The sequence below is a fragment of the Streptomyces olindensis genome (assembly GCF_040645895.1).
GTDB classification, from domain to species: domain Bacteria; phylum Actinomycetota; class Actinomycetes; order Streptomycetales; family Streptomycetaceae; genus Streptomyces; species Streptomyces olindensis.
In genome coordinates this window covers 1-16,367 of the sequence record NZ_JBEYZD010000082.1, presented here as the reverse complement: position 1 = coordinate 16,367, position 16,367 = coordinate 1, and the positions used below count along the sequence as shown (strand labels likewise).

Genomic DNA, 16,367 nt, shown 5'->3' with positions numbered 1-16,367 from the left:
GTCGCACGGTGCGTCGAGGTACCACGTATCGAGGTGTTACGGTCACATCACACCAGATACCTTGTTTCGAGGTATCCAGTTGCCTGGTGAAGCAGAAGAGAGAGAACGATGGTGCAGTTGCCCGACCCGGTCGCCGACAGTGCGGCACGTGAGGCCGGCTCGACCACGACCGGACGGCACGCTGCCGCGGTGGCCGGACTGCCGTGGGAAGACCGGCGGGCGTTCGAGGATGTGCGGCGTGGCCGGATCGCCTCCATCGAGCCCCCGGTCATCCGGGACTCCACGGGCAGGGTGGTCTTTGACCTGACGACGTACGACTTCGTCGACGGCCAGGCGCCGGCAACGGTGCATCCCAGCCTGTGGCGCATCGCTCAGCTGCACCGCAACCACGGTCTCTTCGAGGTCACCGAGGGCGTCTACCAGGTCCGCGGCTACGACGCCGCGAACATGACCGTGGTGGCCGGCGAGCGGGGGTATGTGGTCATCGACCCGCTCACCTGTGTCGAGAGCTCCGCGGCCGCCCTGGACCTGGTCCGCCGCCACCTCGGCAACCGCCCGGTCACCGCCGTCGTGCACACGCACTGCCACATCGACCACTTCGGCGGCGTCAAGGGAGTCGTCGACGAGGCGGACGTCCGGGCCGGGCGGGTTCCGGTGGTGGCTCCCGTCGGCTTCTACGAGCACGCCGTCAGCGAGAACGTCTCGGCCGGTGTCGCGATGGGCCGCCGCTCCGGCTTCATGTTCGGTGGTGCGCTGCCGAAGGGCGCCCGCGGGCATGTCATGAACGGCAGCTGCGCCGCCGTGGCGACCGGCCGGAAGTCGCTGATCCGGCCCACGCACGAGGTGACCCGTACCGGTGAGGAGCTGGTGCTCGACGGCGTGCGGTTCGTCTTCCAGTACGTGCCTGACACCGAGGCGCCCGCCGAGATGAACTTCCATCTGCCCGAGCGCCGGGCGCTGTGCATGGCCGAGCTGATCAGCCACCACATGCACAACCTGTACACCCTGCGCGGTGCCCCGGTGCGGAACGCCGTCGCGTGGAGCGACGCGATCGACGAGGCGCTGCGCCTGTATGGGGATGCCTCGGACGTCATGTTCATCGGCCATGGCTGGCCGGTCTGGGGGCAGCAGCAGATCGCCGAGCTGCTGGGCATGCACCGAGACCTGTACCGCTACCTCCACGACGAGACGCTCCGCCTGGCCAATCACGGCTACACGCCCAACGAGATCGCCGAGCTGATCGAGCTGCCCGAACCGCTTGACGCCTATTGGGCCAATCGCGGCACCTACGGCGCCACCAGCCACAACGTCAAGGCCGTCTACCAGCACTACCTCGGCTGGTTCGACGGCAACCCGGCCAATCTGGACCCGCTGCCGCCCGCCCAGGCCGGCCGCCGCTACGTCGAGCTGATGGGCGGAATCGACACCGTAGTCGACCATGCGCGCACCGCCCACGACGCCGGTGAGGACCGATGGGCCGCCGAGCTGCTGGGGCACGCCCTCGCCGCCGACCCCGACCACCGACCCGCACGCCTGCTCCAGGCCGATGTCTTCGAACAGCTCGGCTACCTGGCCGAGGCGGCGCCCTGGCGCAACTTCTACCTCGTCGGCGCCCAGGAACTGCGCCACGGCACCCCGAGCGGGCGGCCCCTCGGCGGCGCCAGCCCTGACCTCGTGACCGGCATGACTCCCGAGATGATCCTCGACTACCTGGCCATCCGCCTCAACGGCCCGCGCGCCGCGGCGGCCCGGCTCCGCATCGGGCTCGTGATCAGCGGCGACCGTCCCGGCCAGACCGAAGACCGATACCTGCTGATCGTCGAGAACGGCATCCTGCGGTACGCGCGGCCGCCGTTCACCGAGACGCCGACCGGCACCCTGCGTATCCGCCACGCCGCACTCGCCGACCTCGCGTACGGCGCGGCCACCCTCGACGAGCTGCTTGCGAAGGACACCGCACGAGTGGACGGCGACCGTACGGACCTCGACACGCTGCTCGGCCTGCTCGACACGTTCACCGGCGCGTTCGAGGTCGTCGTCCCGAACCTCCGATGAACCGGAGCGTCAGGAGGAGAGGAAGGCGCCCGCCACGGCGAGCACCGCGCACAACCCGAGGTTGACCGAGGACGGAGAGAAGCAGCGCATCGCGGCGTCCGTGACCGAAGTCGACGGCGGCGAGGTCTCGTACGACCACGTGAAGCTGGACGGCGGGAACCGCTGTTTGCATCACGGCACGGGGCGGCACGTCAGCCGGCGACCGGCGGCATGACGAGGACGGGCTTGATCACGCTGCCGTCCAGGGCCCGTGCCGCCGCCTCGTTGATCTCCTCGAAGGGGAACCGGTGGATCAGCCGGTCGAACGGAAGACGCCCCTCGCGGTGCAGGTCGATCAGCCGCGGCAGGAAGCGCTGCGGGTCGGCGTCGCCCTGATTGGTGCCCAGCAGGCGGATCCCCCGCCCGAGCAGGTCGGGAACGTTCACCGGAATTGTGGTGCCCAGCGGAGGCGCGCCCACCACCACGCAGGCGCCCGCCGACGCCAGCGAGGAGATCGCGGTCTCCAGCACGGCCGGGCGGCCGCTGGTCTCGACGGCACAGTCGGCACCCGCCCCGCGGGTCAGTTCCCGGACCGCCTCTGCGGCGTCCGTCTCCGCGCTGTTGATCAGGTGGGTGGCGCCCAGTTCGCGGGCCAGTTCCAGGCGTCCGGGGTTGATGTCCACGGCCACCACCTGGGCGGCGGCGGTGAGCCTCGCGCCCATGACCGCGGCCAGGCCCACGCCTCCGGCACCGAAGACGACCAGGGTGCTGCCCGGCTCCGGCCGGGCCACGTTCAGCACCGCTCCGGTACCGGTCTGCACACTGCATCCGAGCGGCGCGAGCACGTCGAGGTCGAGGTCGTCCGGCGCCTTCACGGCCGCGCGGGCGTGCACCAGGGCGTGGGTGGCAAAGGACGACTGGCCGAAGAAGTGGCCGTGGACGGGGTCCCCGGACGGCCGGGAGAGGGGCGCCGAGCCGTCCAGGCGCGCGCCGCCGAGCAGATTGAGCCGCACCCAGTGGTCGCAGTAGACCGGGCGGCCGGCCCGGCAGCCGACGCACGCTCCGCAGGAGGTGTAGCTGAGGATCACGCGGTCTCCGGGTGCGAAGTCGCCGACCTGCGAGCCGACGGCCTCCACCACCCCCGCTCCCTCGTGGCCGAGCACGGCGGGCAGCGGGAAGGGCGTGGCCTGGCGGCGCACACTCAGGTCGGTGTGGCACAGACCGGTGGCGGTGATGCGGACGACCATCTCGTCCGGGCGCGGGTCGTCCAGGCGAACTTCGGTGAGTTCGAAAGGGGCGTTCTCGTCCGCCACCAGGGCAGCGGTGATGTTCATCTTCGGTCCTCCTTCGGTGGTGGTCGTGCCCCGCGTGGTCACAGCCACGGCGGAAGCTCGGGCAGCGGTGCGCCTGCCGTCGTACGGAGTCGTCCGGAGGTGCCGCGTCCGGTGAGCCAGCGGGCCAGGTCGGCGGCGGGGCCCTCGACCACGCCCGTGCTGCCGTCGGTACGGCTGCCCCGGTCGGTGGCCCGCACCTGGAGCCGCAGGCCCTGCGCGGTGCGGCGGCGAGTGAGCGCGTCCTCGATCAGGGCGTCGAGGAAGTCCGCCGGGAAGTCCGCGAAGTCGCCGCCGAACGGCAGGTCGCAGGCGTGGATCCACACTTCTCGGCCGCGCAGCCAGGGGACGGTGCGCGCAGGGACGGTGCGCCCCTGGGCGGTGACGACCTCGGCGTCCCACTGCGGACCGGTCAGCCGGTTCAGGGCGGCGGCCAGCCGGTCGTGCTCCTCCGCGACGAAGGCGCGCAGACGTGACACGGGCCAGACCGCACCCGCCTCGATCTCCTCGGCCCGCGCGTCCGGCCCCGGGTACATCGGTGTCTCCTCGCCCGTCGCCGCCCAGTGGACCAGCCGCCCCAGGGCCCTCGCGTTGTACCCGAGGTGGGACAGCAGGTGCCGGCCCGACCAGCCGGGCAGGCGGCTGGGGCCCTGGAGTTCCTCGTCGCTGGCCGGCTCCAGCCGCGTGAGGAAGTACGCCTGGCCCTCGGCCATCCAGCGCAGGCTGCGGGCCGGTGTGCCCGTAATCATGCGGCGGTGCCTTCCGGGTCACGCCGCACCGGGTTGGACAGGGCGCCGATGCCCTCCACCGCGGTGACCAGGGTCTGGCCGTCCTGAAGGTACCGGGGAGGCTTGCGGGCATGGCCCACACCGCCGGTGGTACCGGTGGCGATCAGGTCGCCGGGGTTGAGGGTGACGATGGTCGAGATGTACGAGACCAGATCGGCGGCGTCGAACAGCAGGTCGGCGATGGTGGACTTCTGCATGGACTCCCCGTCGATCTCACAGCTGATCGCGGCATCCGGGGCGAGCTCGTCGGGGGTGACCAGGCAGGGGCCGAGCGGGGTGCTGGCCTCCCAGTTCTTGCCCTGCAGCCACTCCCTGGTGCGGAACTGCCAGTCCCGCATGGAGACGTCGTTCATCACGGTGTACCCGGCGATGGCCGCCTCGGCGGCGGCTCGGTCGCCGCGCCGCACCCGCTTGCCGACGACCACGACGAGTTCGGCCTCCCAGTCCACCGTTGGCGACTCGGGCGGCAGGGTGAGGGTGTCGTAGGGGCCGATGAGCGTGTCCGGGAACTTGGCGAACAGCGTGGGGTGTTCGGGCAGCTCGCGGCCCATTTCGGTGATGTGGGTGCGGTAGTTGAGTCCCACGCAGACGATCTTGCCGGGGTGCGGGATGACCGGGGCGAGGTCAGTGGGTTCGACCGCCAGGGTCGCTCCGCCCGGGGCCGCGGCGCGGGTCCGCCAGTCGTCGTGGGCGAGCAGGGCGCCCACGTCGCCGGGGCCGAGGTCGGCGTACTGTCCCTTCTCGACTCGGGCGGTGCGCAGTCCGTCCGCTGTGCGTACGGTAGCCAGCTTCATGCGTGGGTTCCTTCCTGGGACGTGCGGTCGAGGTGGAGCCGTTCGAAGACGGGGGTGTCGCTGAAGCGGAAGAGGTCGAGGCCGGTGTCGGTCGCCAGGCCGAGCGGGGTCCAGGAGGGGACGACGAACAGGTCTCCGCGCTCGACCGTCCAGCGGGCCCCACCGACCGTGACCTCGCCCGTGCCGTCGAAGACCTGGAACACCGACGAGCCCACCTCCCGTACGGCGGCGGTCGCCGTGTCCGGCGCGAGCCGGTGGAACTCGGTGCGCAGCGTCGGCAGGACGTCCCCGCCCGTGGTCGGGTTGGTGTAGCGGATGGCGGCGTGTCCCGGCTCGGTGGTGGCCGGGACCCCCTCGGCCTCCAGCGCGAGCTGCTCGGCGAGGGCCCGGTCGGTGTGTTCCCAGCGGTAGGCGAGCAGCGGGGTGGCCGGCGAGGGCGTGAGGTGCGTGAGCGGGCGCAGGCCCGGATGCGCCCACAGCCGCTCCGAGCGGGAGTACTCCGGGGCCTCGCGGGTGCCGACGTCGTCGGTCCCGTACTCGAAGAAGGTGGCCTCCGTGTAGTGCTGGAACGGGATGTCCAGCCCGTCGACCCAGGCCATCGGCCGGTCGCTGCGATTGTGGTGACCGTGCCAGTGCCAGCCGGCCTGCGGCAGGAAGTCCCCGCGCCGCATGGCCACCGGGTCGCCGTCGACGACGGTCCACACGCCCTCGCCCTCGACGACGAAACGGAACGCGTTCTGGGTGTGACGGTGGACCGGGGCGTCCTCGTGCGGCTTGAGGTACTGGATCGCCGCCCACAGCGTCGGCGTCGCGAAGGGGTGCCCGCCCAGGCCCGGGTTGGCCAGGGCGATGGCCCGGCGCTCACCGCCGCGCCCCACGGGTACGAGATCCCCGGCCTGCTCGGCCATGGGCAGCAGGTTCCGCCAGCGCCACAGGTGCGGCTGTGCCTTCGATCGGGGCTCGGTGGGCATCAGTTCGCCGATCTCGGCCCACAGCGGCACGAGAAGTTCTGACTCGAACCGCCGGTAGAGCGCCTGGAGTTCGGGGGTGGGTTCGGGGTGGCCTGGGCCGCCGGTGGTCCGGATGGTCACCGGAGACGGGGTGGTGGTCATGCCTGGACTCCCAGTCCTGAGCAGTACGAGTGGGACGGCTTGCACCGGCAACATTGCCGCGCTTCTGCTGTCAGGGATAAGTTTTTCTGTCATGAAGAATGAGCCGCCCTACCCGATCGCCTCGGTCGACCATGCGCTGCACCTGGCGACGCTGCTGCAGCAGGAGGGGCCCATGCGGGTCAGCGACGCCGCGGAACGTCTGGGGGTCTCGCCGTCCACCGCGCACCGGCTGCTGGCGATGCTCGTCTACCGGGACTTCGCGGAGCAACTGCCCGATCGGCGTTATCAGTCGGGCAGGGTTCTGCGGCCCACGGTCACCACTGCGGCCCCGGTGATGCTGCTGCGGGAGGTGGCGCTCGCTCGCATGCGCGAACTGGCCGACGACACAGGGGAGTCGGTGAACCTCTTCGTGCAGGCCGGTACCGAGGCCCGGATCGTGGCGACGGCGGAGTCCTCGCAGATCCTGCGGGTGGGTACCCGGGCCGGCCGGTCACTGCGCGCCCATCTGACCTCGGGCGGCAAGGCGCTCCTCGCCGCCTTGCCCGCCGAGGAGCTCACCGCGCTCTACGCCGGTGACACCGCCGTCGACCTGCCCCGACTACGCCGCGAACTGGCCCGGGTCCGCAAGCGGGGCTTCGCCATCAACGACCAGCAGACCGAGACCGGACTGACCGCGATCGGCGTCCGCGTCCGGTCCGCCTCGCACAACCTGTCCGCGGCCGTGGCACTCGCCATGCCGACGGCCCGCTTCCGCCGCGACCGGCTCCCGCACTGGGTGAGCGCCCTGTCCGCCACGGCCTCGGCGATCGAGCACGAGTTGGAGAATCGGGCCTGACCTCCGCCGACCGGGGACCACCGCCCCCTCTGTGGGGAGCCGCGGTCGGCGGGGGTCCGGGCCTGCTCGGGGGTGGCGTGTGCGGCGAAGTGGTCTCTCACCCCCGGCGGCGTGCAGCGGCCAGGCGTCGTCCAGGGGCCCGAGCCCCTCGTCGGTGAGGACGACGCACCAGGAGCGGCGGTCGCTGCTGCTGCGTTCCCGGGCGACCAGTCCCCGGCGCTCCAGTGAGTCGACCAGGGGGGCGTCCGCTGCGGCTGCAGACCACGGCACGCGCCGAACGGTGCCCGGGCGCCTCGGACAGCTGGACCAGAACGGCACGTCATCAGCGCACGTGAGCGGGGCCTGGCACAGCTGCGAGGCGGAGGTGGGGAGTCGCCGCTGTGGGCACGCCGGCGCGGCATGCTGCTGGGCCGGCTCGACGCCTGGGGTCTGCCCAAGTCCTCGCAGGAGCCGCCCATGACCTGGATGGGGCATGGTCCCGCACACAAGTCCCTCGGGCTGATGACCGAGCATCACAGGGGCGGTGCCAAGATGTCCGAGGCGGCTGCCGTGACCGCCCGGGCGGAGCAGGTACCGCGGTCGGCGCGAAGCATGCTGACCGGTCATCAGCCGGAGCTCGATCTGATGGCGGCCATGCTCACGGCACTCGGCGCGACGGTGAGACGGCTGTGATCGCGCGGCCGGACGCGGGGAGCGGGCATCGCCGTCCGGCGGCCGGGGCCGGACGGCGATGCCCGTTCAGGTGCGCGTCAGGAGGACAGCCGCGCCTGTCGCGATGCCCAGCGCCACCGAGGCGGCTCCGTACCGCACCCGATGGGCGCGCAGGCCGGGCAGGAATCGGTCGACGGCCAGGCCGCCGGGACCAGTCAGCGCCAGCGCCGCCGCGGTCGCCGCGAGCATGAACTCGTACTCCATTCCCGTCGGAAGGAAGAAGCCGCCGTCCCACTTGGCGGCCGTCGCGTTGATCATCGTGCCGACCACCATGGCCGCGGCCAGAGGGGTCAGCGCGCCGAGCGCGAGACCGAGCCCGCCGAGCAGCTGGCAGGCCCCGGCCGTGACGGCCATGAACTCGCCGACCGGATAGCCGCTGGCCGAGAAGGACTTCCCGGTCGCCTCCAGACCGACTCCGTCGAACCAGCCGAACAGGTGCTGCGTGCCGTGCCCGGCCATGGTCAGGCCGAGGCACACACGCAGCAGTAACAGGCCGGTGTCGTAGGTGTGGTGCCGGGGAGGGGCGAGCGCTGTGGTGGACGTCGTGGCGAGAGCCGGGGCGGTGCCAGGGGGCGGGTTCACTGGAGAGATCCTTTCTACGGGGAAGCGGGCAGCCGTGTGCGGCTGGGGCAGCCGGGCCGTGAGGCGGTGCCCCAGCCGTTCGACCCGGCCTGGCCGGCCGTATGGCTGCCGGTCGTGGTCGCGACGGGGGTGGGCGTGCTGGATGCCGGGGTTATCCCGTGACCGCGTCGGCGAGGGCGAGCGCCTGGATCTCCAGCAGGAGTTCGGGCCGGGCCAACGCGCCGACCTGAACCGCCGTGGCGGCGGGTGGCCGGTGCGGGTCGATCACCCTGTCGCGGGCCGCGCGGATCGCCGGCATGTGGGCGATGTCGGTGACGTAGATGTTCAGGGACAGGACATCGCGGAAGTCCGCGGACACCGCGCGCAGACAACGGCGGAGGTTCTCGAACGCCTGCCGGGCCTGAGCGGCCGGGTCGCCGGGACCGACCACCTTGCCGGACTCGTCGAACGCGACCTGGCCGGCGATGGACACGACGGGGCCTGTGCCCCAGACGACGTGGCTGTAGCCGACTCCCGGGGCGAGACCCTCGGGGTGGGTGATGTGGTGGATGCCGCTCTGTGTTCCGGGACGGACGCCCTGCCCGTCCGGAGATAACGCCGGGCTGCCGTCGGCCGCGACGGCGGTCGAGGTGACGGCACCGACAGCGGCCGCACCGCCGCCGGTGAGAAGGAGACGACGATCAATCATGGCTGCTCCAGATGAGGGGGGATGGTGCCACCAGGAATGGGCGTCGGTACGAGGATCAGGCCTCCCTGACTCGCAGCCGCGAGAAGTAGCCGACGGTGCCCGATTCGATCCACAGGCCGATGCCGCCGCGCTGCCGGTCGCCGAGCTTCAGATCGTTGACCACCAGCGAGGGCTGGTCGGCGTGGTTGACGAACAGCTTCGCCTGCGCCCCGCGGACCTCGATCCGCATGTGCGTCCACGCGTCGGGCTCGATGTCGACGTACGACTCGTACTTCTCCGGCGACTCCTGGCGCAGGCGCCCGAAGGGGTGGTCGGGGTAGGCCCAGTACTGGATGCTGTGGTTCCGTCGCACCTGGTCCTCGGCCCGGCTGTTGGTGGGGCGCAGATAGATGCTCTCGAAGCTCATCTCCGGGTCGGTGCCGATACGGAAGGCCACACCGATGAAACCCCGGGCGTAGAACGGCGCGTCCGGCGCGAGGACGCCCGCGACGTCGACGTCGATCGTGCCGTCGCCGAAGTCGAGCTCCTGCCAGGCCATGAAGTCCCGGTCGGTGAGGACCTCCGTCTCGGGGTCCTGGTACTCCGAGCTCGGCATGGTGATCACATGAGCGGGGCGGCCCTTGTAGAAGGTCTTCTTCAGGGAGACGCCCGAGAGGTGATAGCCGGACACCGTGTGGCCCTTCGTCGGCTTGTCGAGGGTGGCTCCGGTGGTCGCGGCGGTGGTCAGCGCGGCGCCGGCGCCGGCCTTGAGCAGCGTGCGGCGGGAGGCCGTGGGTCGGCCGGGACGTTTCATGTGCGGAAAACCTCCGTCTGGACGGGGAGTTGGGGGTCAGCTCCACTGCAAGACTGCCAAGTGTTCTGGTGAGCGGGAGAACTTTTTCTGAGTGACAGAATGTGACGCTGTATCCACGCTCTGGACCACCCATGCCGACCGCCATGGCCACGACGCTGACCGATGCGGTGACCGATACGGAACGGCACGTGGGGTGACGTCCTCGACCAGAGGTGGGTCACGTAGCCTTTCCGGCACATGGACCTTTTTGGACGGCACCAGGAACAGGCGGTTCTCGACCGGGCCCTCGCTCGGGCCCGCGCAGGGCAGGGAACAGCCCTCGTGCTGTGGGGCGATCCCGGCATCGGCAAGACGGCCCTGCTCGACTACGCGGTCGACGCCGCCGGGCCGGAGTTCACGGTGCTCACCTGCCGGGGCACCCGGCTGGAGTCGAAGCTGGCGTTCGCGGCCCTGCACCAGTTGCTGTGGCCGGTCGCGGACCGGATCGACACGCTGCCTCCGCCCCAAGCCCGGGCTCTGCGGGGCGCACTGGGCTTCAGCGGTGACACGGCTGACCGCTTCCTGATCGGCGCCGCCGTGCTGACGCTGATGAGCGAGCTCGCCGAGGAGCGTCCGGTGCTCGTCGTGGCGGACGACGGGCAGTGGCTGGACGAGCCGACGGCCCAGTGTCTGTCCTTCGTGGCCCGCAGGGTGCAGGCCGAGCCGGTGGCCCTCCTGGTCACCGCGCACACGGATCCGACGCTGGGGAACTGGGAGCGGGTACCGTCCCTGGAGATCCGCGGACTGGACGATGCCGAAGGGCACCTCCTCGCCGCCTCCGCCACTCCCGGCGCGGACGAGGCCCTGATCCAGCGCACGGTCCGCGCGGCGGGCGGCAATCCGCTGGCCCTCCAGGAGTTGCCCTGCACTCTGGCGGAAGCCGACACCTCCGCCCACGCCCCGCTGAGCGAGCAGGTCCCGGTCGGGCCGAGGCTGCGCCGTGCCTTCCGGGCCCGCATCGAGCCCCTGGCCCCCGAGACCCGAACCGTGCTGCTCCTCACTGCCGCCGAGGACCGAGGCGACGGCCCGACCCTGCACCGGGCGGGCGGCATCCTCGGCGTCGACGCCCTCGCCTGGGAGCAGGCGCTGGACTCCGGCCTGCTCACGGCGCACGGCGACCGGATCCGGTTCCGGCACTCGCTGATCTGTGCCGCCGTCTACGAGGAGGCGCCCTTCTGCGACCGCCGGGCCGCCCATCGGGCGCTCGCCGAGGCGGTGACCGGCGACGAGGCCGACGAGCTGCGCGCCTGGCATCTCGCCGCGGCCGCGGAGCAGGCCGACGAGGACGTCGCCCGCCTGCTGGAGCGCTCGGCCGAGCGTGCGTGGGGCCGTGGCGGCTGCGCCACCGCCGCGCGTGCCTTGCGCAAGGCGGCGGCGCTGTCGCCCGGAAGCGGTGACGCCGTACGGCGACTGGCCCGCGGTGCGGAGGCGGCCTGGGAGGCCGGGCAGGTCGGCACGGCGCGGAAGCTGCTGCACAGCGCGGAACAGATGTCCTCCGAGTCCGCCGTGGCCGAACTCAGCGGCGGGCTGCGGGGAGTGATCGAATTCGCCCGCGGGGATCAGGAACGCGCCCACCGCTTTCTGATGCAGGACATGGAGCTGCTGCCCGATCCCGGCAGGGCGCTCGTCCTGGGCTGTCTCGCGGTGCGCGCCGGCTGGTCGGCCGGCCGTCCCGAACTACAGGCCGCGGCGTTGTGCCGACTCGGCGAACTGGCTCGGCACAGCCGGTTCCCGGACGCCGACCTGCTGCCGGTGCTGCGCACCTGGTGGACCGTCGGGACCAGTGGCACCCCGGACTCCGCGTCGGCCCCGGCCACGCTCACCGACGACATTCTGGCCCGGCTCTCGTCCAGCCCTTGGCGGCTGATCCCGCCCACACCGCTGGGAGTGGCCTGGGGCCTGGAGCAGCCTCTGGCCGACGCGCTGCGCGCCAAGACCGACGAGCTGCGGCACACGGACGCGGTGGGTGTGCTGGCGCTGGCTCTCGCCCAGACCGCGACCCTGGACATCGTCCAGGGCCGATGGGCCGAGGCGACCGCGAACGCGACCGAGGGTCTGCGGGTGGCGGAGGAGATCGGCGCCGACCACCTTGCCTCCCAGTGCCGCAACTGCCTGGCCTGGCTGGCGGCGATGCGTGGCGACGAGCGGACCGTCACCCAGGCCGCGGCCCACACCCTCGACGACTCCATCCCGCGCGGAGTGCGCGCCCTGAGCGCGGCGGCCCACTGGTACCTCGGCATGTCGGCGCTGTTCGCGGGCCGGGCCGATGAGGCACTCGACCGCCTGCTCCGGCTCACCGAGCCCGGACACGACGCGGCCCACCCGACCTTCGCCGTCCTGGCCGCTCTCGACACCATGGAGGCCGCGCTGCGTGCCGGGCAGCCCGAGGCCGCCGAACCCCAGGCGCGACTGCTGCGGGACTGGGCCGAGCACACGAGCGCCCCCTGGGCCCGCTCCGCCGCCCACCTCGCCCGTGCTCTGCTCACTCCCGGTCCCGACGCGGAGCAGTGGTTCCGGCGCGCGCTGGAGGTCCCCGGCGCGGCGTCCCGCCCCTTCTCCTTCGCCCGCAGCCGTCTCCTGTACGGCGAGTGGCTGCGCCGCTCGCGCCGCCGCACCGACGCCCGTGTCCAACTCGCCGAGGCGGCCGAGACGTTCCGGCGCCTGGGCGCGACACCCCTGCTCGACCGGGCCCTGTCCGAGCAGGAACTCACCGGTCAGCAACTGCACCGCGGCAGGCCGGGGCCCGAGAGCGGCGAGAGCATCCTCACCCCGCAGGAACTCCGGGTCGCCCGACTGGCCGCGGAAGGGCTCACCAACCGGGAGATCGCGGCGCAGCTGTTGATCAGCCCCCGGACGGTGGGCCACCATCTGTCCAACGTCTTCCCCAAGCTCGGCATCGCCTCGCGCGCCGACCTCGCCCGAGTCGATTTCGAAGGCGACCTGCGGATGACCGGCTGACGGGCTGATCAGCGGCCTGTGCCGGTGACCGATACGGTGACCGATTTCAGCAGCGGTGGATCTTCGTAGCGTGGCCGAGTCCGGCCACCCGGCCGGTCCACCGGGGACCAGCGCGCTCAGCCGGCAGCCGCCCGCCCGCGCTGCACAGGTCCGACCCGGTTCCTGCCTTCCGGCCGGTCTGGCCCTGAGTGCCGCCCGCGCCCCGCGTACGAGAAAAGGAAGCGTCGCCCCATGGCTACCTCCACCCCCCTCCCGCACGCCCGCCACCACATCGACGGACAGTGGGTCGACTCCGCCCTGCACACCGAGTCGCTGAACCCCGGCACCGGAGAGGTCCTCGGTACCTTCGCCGACGGCGGTGCCGAGGAGGCGAAGGCCGCCGTCGCCGCCGCCCGGCGCGCCTTCGACACCACCGACTGGGCCCGTGACCGCCACCTGCGGGCCAAGGCGCTGTTCGAGATGGCCGACCGCCTCGAAGCCCGCCGCGAGGAGTTCATCACCCTGCTCGCCCGCGAGAACGGCAAGGTCTTGGGCGAGGCCGCCTTCGAGATCGACCTCACGATTCCGAAGCTGCGCTACTACGCCGCCCTCGCGCTGGCCGACCACGGCGGCGCGGCCGAGGTGCGGCCCGGCATGTACTCGATGACCCTGCGGGAGGCGTCCGGCGTCGCCGGCGTCATCGTTCCGTGGAACTCCCCGGTCGTGCTGGCCGTGCGTTCCTTCGCCCCGGCGCTCGCCGCGGGCTGCACCGTCGCCATGAAGCTTCCGGGCCAGACCGGCCTGGTGGGCGGCCTGATCAGTGAACTCGTCGAGCAGACCGGCAGCCTTCCCGCCGGCGTGCTCAACATCTTCACCGAGTCCGGCAACGAGGGCGCCCCGCTGCTGGTCTCGTCCCCCGATGTCGACGTCCTCAGTTACACGGGCTCCACGGTGGTGGGCCGGAAGATCATGGAGTCTGCCGCGGCCACCCTCAAGCCGCTCTCCCTGGAACTCGGCGGCAAGAGCCCGATGCTCGTCTTCGACGACGCGGACCTCGACGTCACGGTGCCCGTCCTCGTCAAGGCGATCACCACCTTCGCCGGCCAGTTCTGCATGACGGGCAGCCGCGTGCTGGCCCAGCGCGGCATCGCGGACGAGCTCCGCCGACGGCTCGCCCAGGCCCTGGAGGCGGTCAAGGTCGGCCCGGGCGACGATCCGGCCAGCGAGATGGGCGCGATGATCGACGAACGCAACGCGGAGCGCGTCGAGCGCATGGTCGCGGACGCCGCCGCCTACGCCGACATCGTCGTCCGGGGCGAGCGTGACGGGGCCTTCCTGCGACCCTCCCTGGTCGAGGTCACCGACCTCAGCACGCCGATCGTGCAGCAGGAGGTGTTCGGGCCCGTCGCCACCTTCGAGGTCTTCGACACCGAGGACCAGGCTGTGGAACGCGCCAACGCCACCGAGTACGGCCTCGCCGCGTCGGTCTGGACGCGCGATGTGGACCGCCCGCTGCGGGTCGGCCGGGAGATCAAGGCCGGCACGGTGTGGACCAACACCTGGGCCGTGGTGCACGACCAGTTCGAGGAGGGCGGCTTCAAGCAGTCCGGCCTGGGCCGCCTGAACGGCCTGCGGGGCCTTGAGGAGTTCCAGGAGACAAAGCACTTCGTCCACCCGGCTCCGCGCGCCTGATCCAACCCAGGAACAGCCCCGTGACCGGCGTTCCCCTGACCGCGCGGCAGCCGACGGTCCTGGCGGGCCGGACAGACTCCGCCCCGGTGGAAGACGGCCGTCGGTTCCGGCATCGGCATCTTCCGGATCTCCCTGCCCGGCAACGGCCTGCTCGGGCCGCGCCTGACCGGGCACCCGCCGGCGGCACGGACCGCCGTCTTCGCCGTGCCGTCCAGCGCGGCGAAGACCTACCTGGCGATGCCCGCCGTCAGTCGGCTGCTGCGCTGCCGGCTGCGGCCCACCGGCCCCGCGGTGACCGGTCACCGGACCGATTCCCCGACTCGTGCGACCGATACCTCGACCGATTCCGACGACGCCTCACGCCCGTAGCGTCGCTGCCGTTCGCCGACGGACCGCCCCCAGGCCCGGCTCCAACGGGGGATCCGCGAGGACGGCACAACATCACTAAGGAGCAACCCCCATGTCCACCACCAGCGGTTTCGACACCATCATCGTCGGCGGAGGCTCGGCAGGCGCCGTGCTGGCCGCCCGTCTCAGCGAGAACGGCACACGGCGCGTCCTGCTGCTGGAGGCCGGCCCGTCGTACGAACCCGACGGATACCCGGCTCCGGTCCGGGACCGAAGCCTGCTCGGCGCCTTCACCGGGCACGACTGGGGCTATCAGAGCGAGCCCGGCTACATCGGCCACCCGGTCGCCGCGTACCGGGGCAAGGTGCTGGGCGGCAGCTCCGCCGTCAACGGCTCGTGCACGCTGCGCGCCCTGCCCTCGGACTTCGCCCGCTGGACGGCACACGGCCTCAAGGGATGGTCGTACGAGGACCTGCTCTCCGTCTACAAGGCCGTGGAGAGCACGGACGCGGGCGATGACGCCCTGCACGGGCGCACCGGCCCGCTGCCGATCAAGCAGCTCGGCCGCGACGACATCAGCGCCATGCAGCGCGCGTTCGTCGACGCTGCCGTCGCGCACGGCATCCCGTTCGTCGAGGACTTCAACGGCCCCGACCCTCAAGGCGTGGGCATGTACCCGATGAACGTGAACGGCGACGTGCGGATCAACACCGGCATGGCCTACCTGACCAAGGACGTCCGCGTCCGCGCCGAACTGGAGATCCGCGCCGAGACGCTGGTCGACCGCGTGCTCTTCGACGGGCCCCGGGCGGTGGGCGTGGTGCTGGCCGACGGCACCGAGCTGCGGGCGGGCGAGGTCATCCTCTCGGCGGGCTCGTACGGCACCGCGGCGATCCTGCTGCGCTCGGGCATCGGTCCCGCCGACGACCTCGGCGCGCTCGGCATCCCGGTCGTCTCCGACCTGCCCGTAGGCCTGCGTCTGCAGGACCACCCCTTCTACTACAACGCCTACGCGGCCGACCCGGAGCGGATCGGCGAGGGCCTCCCGGTCATCGGCGCCAAGGTGTGGACCGCCAGCTCCCTGGCCGGCGCCGGGGAACTCGACCTCCACGTCACCGCCACCCACCTCTTCGACCACTCCACCAGCCCCACCGGCGTCGGCTTCGTCCTCGCCGTCGGCCTGGTGCGCCCCGCCTCGCAGGGCACCCTGACCCTGGTCAGCCGGGACCCGGCGGCGGCCCCCCGCATCGACCTCAACTTCCTGGCCGAGCCCGAGGACCGCCGGCGCATGGTGGAGGGCATCAGGCTCGCCCGCCGCATCGGCGCCACCGCACCGCTGTCCGGCCTGATCAGTCAGGAGCTCAACCCGGGCGCGGAGGCGGACACGGACGAGTCGATCGAGCGGACGATGCTCGCCACGCTGGACACCTACCACCACCCCACCTCGACCGCTCCGATGGGCGCAGACGACGACCCGACCGCCGTCACCGACCACCTCGGCGCGGTTCGTGGCGTGGAAGCCCTCCGGGTCGTGGACGCGTCGATCTTCCCGGACGTGCCCTCGGTGGCCACCAACCTGACGGTCATCGCCGCGGCCGAACACATCGCACGCCAGATCTGAGCCGGTCGGCCGAACGGGTGAGCGGCGGCAGGGCGACGCTGAGCGAGAGCAGGACGGCGCAG

The 16,367-nt window shown here is 72.0% G+C and carries 14 protein-coding genes and 1 pseudogene; 8 read left to right on the top strand and 7 right to left on the bottom strand.

The genetic code is table 11. The features are described 5' to 3' along the window. The first annotated feature begins 108 nt into the window (after nucleotides 1-108). Together ABZ948_RS34960 and ABZ948_RS34955 are read left to right on the top strand one after the other, a co-directional pair. Complete coding sequence (locus ABZ948_RS34960; protein ID WP_359766493.1) at nucleotides 109-2,055, top strand: alkyl/aryl-sulfatase; 1,947 nt, start codon at nucleotides 109-111, stop codon at nucleotides 2,053-2,055. Between the two features lie 61 nt (nucleotides 2,056-2,116). Further along, a complete protein-coding gene (locus ABZ948_RS34955; RefSeq protein WP_359766491.1) occupies nucleotides 2,117-2,269 on the top strand; it encodes a hypothetical protein in 153 nt (50 codons plus the stop codon). Here the strand turns inward: ABZ948_RS34955 and ABZ948_RS34950 are convergent. The 4 genes from ABZ948_RS34950 to ABZ948_RS34935 are packed head-to-tail and all read right to left on the bottom strand — an operon-like array spanning nucleotide 2,247 to nucleotide 6,059. Beyond that, nucleotides 2,247-3,368, bottom strand: a complete 1,122-nt coding sequence (locus ABZ948_RS34950; protein ID WP_359766489.1) for an NAD(P)-dependent alcohol dehydrogenase — start codon at nucleotides 3,366-3,368, stop codon at nucleotides 2,247-2,249. The two genes, ABZ948_RS34955 and ABZ948_RS34950, sit on opposite strands and share 23 nt — an antisense overlap. Nucleotides 3,369-3,406: 38 nt before the next feature. Continuing rightward, a complete protein-coding gene (locus tag ABZ948_RS34945; protein ID WP_359766487.1) occupies nucleotides 3,407-4,114 on the bottom strand; it encodes a maleylpyruvate isomerase family mycothiol-dependent enzyme in 708 nt (235 codons plus the stop codon). Then, on the bottom strand, nucleotides 4,111-4,947 hold the full coding sequence (locus ABZ948_RS34940; RefSeq protein WP_359766485.1) for a fumarylacetoacetate hydrolase family protein: 837 nt from the start codon (nucleotides 4,945-4,947) through the stop codon (nucleotides 4,111-4,113). The genes ABZ948_RS34945 and ABZ948_RS34940 overlap by 4 nt, the downstream gene beginning before the upstream one ends. Continuing rightward, a complete protein-coding gene (locus ABZ948_RS34935; RefSeq protein ID WP_359766483.1) occupies nucleotides 4,944-6,059 on the bottom strand; it encodes a cupin domain-containing protein in 1,116 nt (371 codons plus the stop codon). Before ABZ948_RS34935 ends, ABZ948_RS34940 begins: the two co-directional genes overlap by 4 nt. Nucleotides 6,060-6,150: 91 nt before the next feature. Here ABZ948_RS34935 and ABZ948_RS34930 point away from each other — a divergent pair, with 91 nt between their 5' ends. Together ABZ948_RS34930 and ABZ948_RS34925 are read left to right on the top strand one after the other, a co-directional pair. After that, nucleotides 6,151-6,894, top strand: coding sequence for an IclR family transcriptional regulator (locus tag ABZ948_RS34930; RefSeq protein ID WP_359766481.1), 744 nt, complete (start codon nucleotides 6,151-6,153; stop codon nucleotides 6,892-6,894). A 399-nt stretch (nucleotides 6,895-7,293) separates the two neighbouring features. Next, entirely contained in the window at nucleotides 7,294-7,566 is a 273-nt protein-coding gene (locus ABZ948_RS34925; RefSeq protein ID WP_359766480.1) for a DUF305 domain-containing protein, read from the top strand. A gap of 66 nt (nucleotides 7,567-7,632) precedes the next feature. Here the strand turns inward: ABZ948_RS34925 and ABZ948_RS34920 are convergent, their stop codons facing one another. The 3 genes from ABZ948_RS34920 to ABZ948_RS34910 form a co-directional block, all read right to left on the bottom strand. After that, the gene (locus ABZ948_RS34920; protein ID WP_435857733.1) at nucleotides 7,633-8,187 is read right to left on the bottom strand and encodes a DoxX family protein; all 555 of its coding nucleotides are present in this window, start codon (nucleotides 8,185-8,187) and stop codon (nucleotides 7,633-7,635) included. Nucleotides 8,188-8,338: 151 nt separating this feature from the next. Continuing rightward, the gene (locus tag ABZ948_RS34915) at nucleotides 8,339-8,875 is read right to left on the bottom strand and encodes a RidA family protein (protein ID WP_359766479.1); all 537 of its coding nucleotides are present in this window, start codon (nucleotides 8,873-8,875) and stop codon (nucleotides 8,339-8,341) included. 55 nt (nucleotides 8,876-8,930) lie between these two features. After that, nucleotides 8,931-9,668 carry a LamG domain-containing protein gene (locus tag ABZ948_RS34910; RefSeq protein WP_359766477.1) on the bottom strand — a complete coding sequence of 246 codons (738 nt, stop codon included), beginning with the start codon at nucleotides 9,666-9,668 and terminating at the stop codon, nucleotides 8,931-8,933. A 237-nt stretch (nucleotides 9,669-9,905) separates the two neighbouring features. Between ABZ948_RS34910 and ABZ948_RS34905 the strand changes: the two genes are divergently transcribed. The 4 genes and pseudogenes from ABZ948_RS34905 to ABZ948_RS34895 all read left to right on the top strand — a co-directional run bounded on the left by ABZ948_RS34905 (nucleotide 9,906) and on the right by ABZ948_RS34895 (nucleotide 16,305). Beyond that, nucleotides 9,906-12,665 carry an ATP-binding protein gene (locus tag ABZ948_RS34905; protein ID WP_359766475.1) on the top strand — a complete coding sequence of 920 codons (2,760 nt, stop codon included), beginning with the start codon at nucleotides 9,906-9,908 and terminating at the stop codon, nucleotides 12,663-12,665. 231 nt (nucleotides 12,666-12,896) lie between these two features. Further along, nucleotides 12,897-14,336, top strand: a complete 1,440-nt coding sequence (locus tag ABZ948_RS34900; RefSeq protein ID WP_359766473.1) for an aldehyde dehydrogenase family protein — start codon at nucleotides 12,897-12,899, stop codon at nucleotides 14,334-14,336. 90 nt (nucleotides 14,337-14,426) lie between these two features. Continuing rightward, nucleotides 14,427-14,705, top strand: a pseudogene (locus ABZ948_RS41005) (putative antibiotic biosynthesis monooxygenase); the annotation flags it as partial. 91 nt (nucleotides 14,706-14,796) lie between these two features. After that, entirely contained in the window at nucleotides 14,797-16,305 is a 1,509-nt protein-coding gene (locus ABZ948_RS34895; protein ID WP_359766471.1) for a GMC family oxidoreductase, read from the top strand. The last annotated feature ends 62 nt before the right edge of the window (nucleotides 16,306-16,367 follow it).